A 5717-nucleotide genomic window follows, 5' to 3' on the forward strand; every position below is an offset into this window, starting at 1 on the left:
ACACTCGATCTGGTCCCCTCGCCCCTGAGGGGAGAGGGTTAGGGTGAGGGGTTCACCATCCCGGCCTGAACCGAAACAATGAACCCCTCATCCGCCCCTTTTGGGTCGGCCTCTCCCCTCAGGGAGAGGCAAGAAAGATCAATAGATCTTGGAGAATTCTTCGATGTTGGACTTGTCGAACTGGAACGGGGCAGCCATGGCAGCCGAGTTCGTGTCGTCGAGGGTCACTTCGCCGACCTTGCCGATCGAGAAGGTGGCGCCGGGAGCAGCTTCTTCGCCCTTGATCAGGTCATTGGCGAGGTAAACAGCCGAGTAGCCGAGGTCGATCGGGTTCCACAGAGCCACGGCCTGGGAAGCACCATTGTCGATGAACTGCTTGAACTCGGACGGCAGTGCGAGGCCGGTCACGTTGACCTTGCCGATCAGGTTCTGATCGGTCACGACCTGGGCGGCAGCAACCACGCCGACGGTGGTCGGAGCGATGATGGCCTTGAGGTTCGGGTAGGCAGCGATGAGGCCACGAGCTTCTTCGGTCGACTTCACCGAGTCGTCGTCACCGTAGACCGTCGCGACGAGGTTGATGTTGGGGAACTTTTCCGGGATCACGGCCTTGGCGGCTTCGATCCAGGCATTCTGGTTAGTCGCTGTGGAAGCGGCAGAGAGAATGGCAACGTCGCCGCCTTCAGGCAGGTAGTCGGCGGCCAGCTTGATGATGGTTTCGCCGATCAGTGCGGTTTCAGAGGGGTTGAGGTGGATCTGGCGGCCTTCAGGGGCGACGCCGGAGTCCCAGGACACAACCTTGATGCCGCGCTGCATGGCGCGCTGCAGAACCGGCACCAGAGCGTCCGGATCATTGGCCGAGATGGCGATGGCGTCGACCTGCTGAGCGATCAGCGAGTTGACGACTTCGATCTGGGCTTCGGCAGTTGCCGTGGTCGGGCCGGTATAGATCAGCTCGATATCGCCGAGTTCGGCGGCAGCTTCTTCAGCGCCCTTGGCGGCGGCGTCGAAGAAGCCGTTGCCGAGCGACTTGACGACCAGCGCAATGCGGGTCTGAGCATAGGCCGGAGCAGCAATCAGCAGGGCCGCAGCAGCGGTCGCAGCCATCAGTTTGAACAGTTTCATAGAGTCCCTCCCTGGGATGATCTGAAGTTCATCTCACGCCACCGCCGATTGACGGTCGGCCTGAGCAGACGTTTCCGCCACGATGAGCCGCACGCCTGCCGTTTCCAGCATTTGACGGTCTTCGTCGCGGATACCGCCATCGGTGATGACAGCGGCAATTCGGTCGAGCCCACACAAGATCAGACTTGAGCGGCCCGTGAATTTGGAAGAGTCGGCGAGAACGATCAGTTCGTCCGCCTGCCCGATCAGGCCAAGCTCGGATTGCACGACCATGGGGTCGGCTTCCATCAGCCCGTGGGCGCCGATGCCCTGGCAGCCGATGAACATGCGCTTGGCGTAAAAGTGTGATGCCACCACCCCGCCAAAGGGCGAGAGGATGACGTTCTGCTCGCGATAGACCGTGCCGCCGGGAATGACGACGGGGTTGCGCGAGTTGTGAATGAGAAACTCCGCAATGGCGAAGCTGTTGGTGAAAACGCTGACGCGCTTGGACGTCAGGTAATGCACCATCTGATAGGTCGTCGTGCCGCCATTGATGATGATCGGCTCGCCATCACTGCACAAATCTGCAGCAGCGCGCGCAATTGCTCGTTTTTGAGCAATATTGATCGTTTCATTGACGGAGAAGGGTCGTCCGACCAGACCACCCTGCGCCGGCGGGTTGATTGCCTCGGCACCACCACGCACCCGGCGCAGCTTGCCCTGCTCGTCGAGCGAGGCAATATCCCGGCGGATCGTGGCTTCGGAAGAACCTGTCACCTCACACAATTCAGCCACCGTCACCACGGGGTGCGATTGTGCAGCGGCTAAAATAACGCGGTGGCGTTCCGTTTCGTGCAAGGCTGATACTCCCTGGACGCAGTGCTTTCATCCTTTCCGAGCAGAGTCAATCATCATTTGACATGTTTCAGTCATGATCGCGCAGGAATGATGATTCCTGAGCGTTTCTGATTGACAGCGTATATCGTTCTATGGCCATGTCCGGCCAAATTTCCACTTCGTCTAACCTTCGGGAGGAACTTCCATGTCCACCGCGCCCAAGCGCCTTGAAAACAAGTGGGACGACGCCAAAGCCGCGTCCATGACCGAACCGGAACGCCTGGTCTACCGTTCGAACATCCTCGGTTCGGACAAGCGCGTCACCAACTATGGCGGCGGCAACACTTCCTCCAAGATCTGGCAAAAAGACCCCCTGACCGGCGAGCAGGTCGAAGTCCTGTGGGTCAAGGGTTCGGGCGGCGACAGCGCCTCGATCAAGCTCGATGGCTTTTCGACGCTCTATATGGACAAGCTGCGCGCCCTCAAGGGTCTCTACCGTGGCCTCGAGCATGAAGACGAAATGGTGGGCTACCTGCCCCACGCGACGTTCAACCTGAACCCCCGCGCCGCTTCGATCGACACCCCGCTCCACGCCTATGTGAACCACCCTTACGTGGACCATATGCACCCGGACGCGATCATCGCCATCGCGGCTTCCAAGAATTCCAAGGAACTGACCAAGCAGATCTTTGGCGACACCATCGGCTGGCTGCCATGGAAGAAGCCCGGCTTCGAGCTCGGCCTGTGGCTCGGCAAGTATTGCGAAGAAAACCCGAACTCCAAGGGCCTGATCCTTGAGAGCCACGGCCTCTTCACCTGGGGCGACACCCCCAAGGAATGCTACGAAACCACCATCGGCATCATCAATCAGGCCATCGAATGGTTTGAAAAGGAAACCGAAGGCAAGACCATTTTCGGTGGCGTCGCGACCCAGTCGCTCGATGCCGACGCCCGTCGCGCCGTCGCTGCCAAGCTGATGCCGAAGATCCGCGGCTTCATCTCCGAAGACAGCCACAAGCTCGGCCACTTCGATGACAGCGACGCCGTCCTCGAATTCGTCAATTCCAAGAACCTGCGTCCGCTGGCGGCTCTGGGCACGTCCTGCCCCGATCACTTCCTGCGCACGAAAATCCGTCCGCTGGTCATCGACTTCAACCCGGCCAACCCGGACGTCGATGCCGTGATCGCCGGCCTTGATGCCCAGATCGCCGCCTATCGCGTCGACTACCAGGCCTATTACGATCGCTGCAAGCACGACAATTCGCCGGCCGTGCGCGATCCGAACGCCGTCGTTTACCTGATCCCGGGCGTCGGCATGCTGACCTTCGCCAAGGACAAGGCCACCGCCCGTATCTCCGGCGAGTTCTATGTCAACGCCATCAACGTGATGCGCGGCGCCTCGACCGTTTCGGAATATCAGGGCCTGCCCGAGCAGGAAGCCTTCGACATCGAATATTGGCTGCTTGAAGAAGCCAAGCTTGCTCGTATGCCGAAGCCAAAGTCCCTCGCTGGCAAGATCGCTCTCGTCACCGGCGGCGCCGGCGGCATCGGCAAGGCCACTGCAGCCCGTCTCCTCCGCGAAGGCGCTTGCGTCGTCATCGCCGACATCGACCAGGCCGCTCTCGACAACGCCACCGCCGAACTGACCGGCGTTTTTGGTGCCGACTTCGTCCGCCCGGTGAACATCAACGTCACCAAGGAGGAGCAGGTCCTTTCCGGCTTCGCCCATGCCGTGGTTGAATTCGGCGGCCTCGACATCCTCGTGTCGAATGCCGGTCTCGCCTCCTCGGCTCCGATCGAAGAGACCTCGCTCGAACTCTGGAACAAGAACATGGACATCCTGTCCACGGGCTATTTCCTCGTGTCGCGCGAAGCCTTCCGTCTCTTCCGCCAGCAGAAGATCGGTGGCAACGTTGTCTTCGTCGCGTCCAAGAACGGCCTCGCCGCTTCGCCCAACGCTGCAGCCTATTGCACCGCCAAGGCAGCCGAGATTCACCTGGCGCGCTGCCTCGCCCTCGAAGGCGCGGAAGCACAGATCCGCGTCAACGTCGTCAATCCCGACGCCGTGCTGCGTGGTTCGAAGATCTGGGCCGGCGAATGGCTTGAGCAGCGCGCATCGACCTACAAGACCGACAAGGACGGCCTTGAAGAGATGTATCGCCAGCGCTCGATGCTGAAGCGCTCGGTGTTCCCGGAAGACATCGCTGAAGCCATCTACTTCTTCGCTTCGGAAGCCTCGGCCAAGTCCACCGGCAACATCATCAACGTCGACGCCGGCAACGCCCAGTCGTTCCCGCGCTAAGCAATAGCAAGGCCCCCTCGCCGCCAGCCGGCTGAGGGGGTTTTCCGCATTTGCTGGAGGAAAACATGACCGAACACATCATCGACGCATCCATCGTCGAAGCCGACAACACCAAGCGCGAAGCCGATCTTCGTCGCGACTATGAAACTTTGGGCGAACGCCTCGACCGTCGCGGCATTGCCATCGACGCCGTCAAGGCCAAGGTCGCAAAGTTCTCCGTGGCCGTTCCCTCCTGGGGCGTCGGCACCGGCGGCACGCGCTTTGCCAAATTCCCGGGCGCCGGCGAACCGCGCGACATCTTCGACAAGATCGAAGATTGCGCCGTCATCGCCCAGTTGACCCAGGCGACCAAGACCATTTCGCTGCATATCCCGTGGGACAAGGCCGATCCGAACCGTCTGAAGCAGGCTGCAAGCCGCTTCAACCTCGGTTTTGACGCCATGAACTCGAACACGTTCTCGGACGCCAAGGGTCAGATCCAGAGCTACAAGTTCGGCTCGCTCTCGTCCTATGACAAGGGCACTCGCAACCAGGCGATCGAGCACAATCTCGAATGCATCGAGATCGGCAAGACCATCGGCTCGAAGGCCCTGACCATCTGGATCGGCGACGGTTCGAACTTCCCCGGCCAGGTCAATTTCGCCGACCAGTTCGCGAACTACCTCGACTCTGCCAAGGCGATCTATGCCGCCCTGCCGGACGACTGGAACGTCTATACCGAACACAAGATGTACGAGCCGGCCTTCTATTCGACGGTCGTGCAGGATTGGGGCACCAATTACATCATCGCCAAGGAACTGGGCGACAAGGCCCTCTGCCTCGTCGATCTCGGCCACCACGCCCCGAACGTGAACATTGAAATGATCGTCTCCCGCCTTGCCCAGTTCGGCAAGCTCGGCGGCTTCCACTTCAACGATTCCAAGTATGGCGACGACGATCTCGACGCCGGTTCGGTCGATCCCTACCGCCTGTTCCTCGTCTTCAACGAACTTGTCGACATCGAGAACCGCGACGCCAGCTTCCACCCGGCCCACATGCTCGACCAGAGCCACAACGTCACCGACCCGATCGAGTCGCTGATGCTCTCGGCTTCGGATGTGCAGCGTTCCTACGCCCAGGCGCTCCTCGTCGACCGCGCGACCCTCAAGGCCGCACAGAACGACAATGACGCGCTGACGGCCACCCAGCAGCTGCGCCACGCGTTCCGCACCGATGTCGAGCCGATCCTTGCCCTCGCCCGGCTCGAAGCCGGCGGCGCCATCGATCCGCTCAGCGCCTACCGCGCCTCCGGCTACCGCGCCAAGGTCGCCGCAGTCCGCCCCGCCGTCGAAGGCGGCTCGGGCGGCATCGTCTAAGAAACAACGAGTTCCAACGCTCCTCCCAAGTTGCGACGGAAGAGAAGGCCCGGTGAGCGATCACCGGGCCTTTTTGTTTTCAGAAGAGGTCATCATCGGACGTACGGTCGTTTTTA

At 60.9% G+C, this 5717-nt stretch carries 4 protein-coding genes; 2 read left to right on the forward strand and 2 right to left on the reverse strand.

Annotated elements, in window-relative coordinates; genetic code table 11:
* Positions 1-138: 138 nt before the first annotated feature.
* Both rhaS and ABW043_RS22495 read right to left on the reverse strand, forming a co-directional pair.
* Positions 139-1125, reverse strand: a complete 987-nt coding sequence (gene rhaS / locus ABW043_RS22490) for a rhamnose ABC transporter substrate-binding protein (protein WP_353923428.1) — start codon at positions 1123-1125, stop codon at positions 139-141.
* 33 nt (positions 1126-1158) lie between these two features.
* Positions 1159-1965 (reverse strand): DeoR/GlpR family DNA-binding transcription regulator, encoded by an 807-nt coding sequence (locus tag ABW043_RS22495; protein WP_353923429.1) that lies wholly within the window; start codon positions 1963-1965, stop codon positions 1159-1161.
* A gap of 184 nt (positions 1966-2149) precedes the next feature.
* On the opposite strand from ABW043_RS22495, the gene ABW043_RS22500 reads away from it, so the two are divergent.
* Both ABW043_RS22500 and rhaI read left to right on the forward strand, forming a co-directional pair.
* On the forward strand, positions 2150-4246 hold the full coding sequence (locus tag ABW043_RS22500) for a bifunctional rhamnulose-1-phosphate aldolase/short-chain dehydrogenase (protein ID WP_353923430.1): 2097 nt from the start codon (positions 2150-2152) through the stop codon (positions 4244-4246).
* Positions 4247-4311: 65 nt separating this feature from the next.
* Positions 4312-5601, forward strand: coding sequence for an L-rhamnose catabolism isomerase (rhaI, locus tag ABW043_RS22505; protein WP_353923431.1), 1290 nt, complete (start codon positions 4312-4314; stop codon positions 5599-5601).
* Positions 5602-5717 lie beyond the last annotated feature (116 nt).

Origin of the sequence: Devosia sp. (genome assembly GCF_040509215.1) — a bacterium.
Taxonomy (GTDB): Bacteria; Pseudomonadota; Alphaproteobacteria; order Rhizobiales; family Devosiaceae; genus Devosia.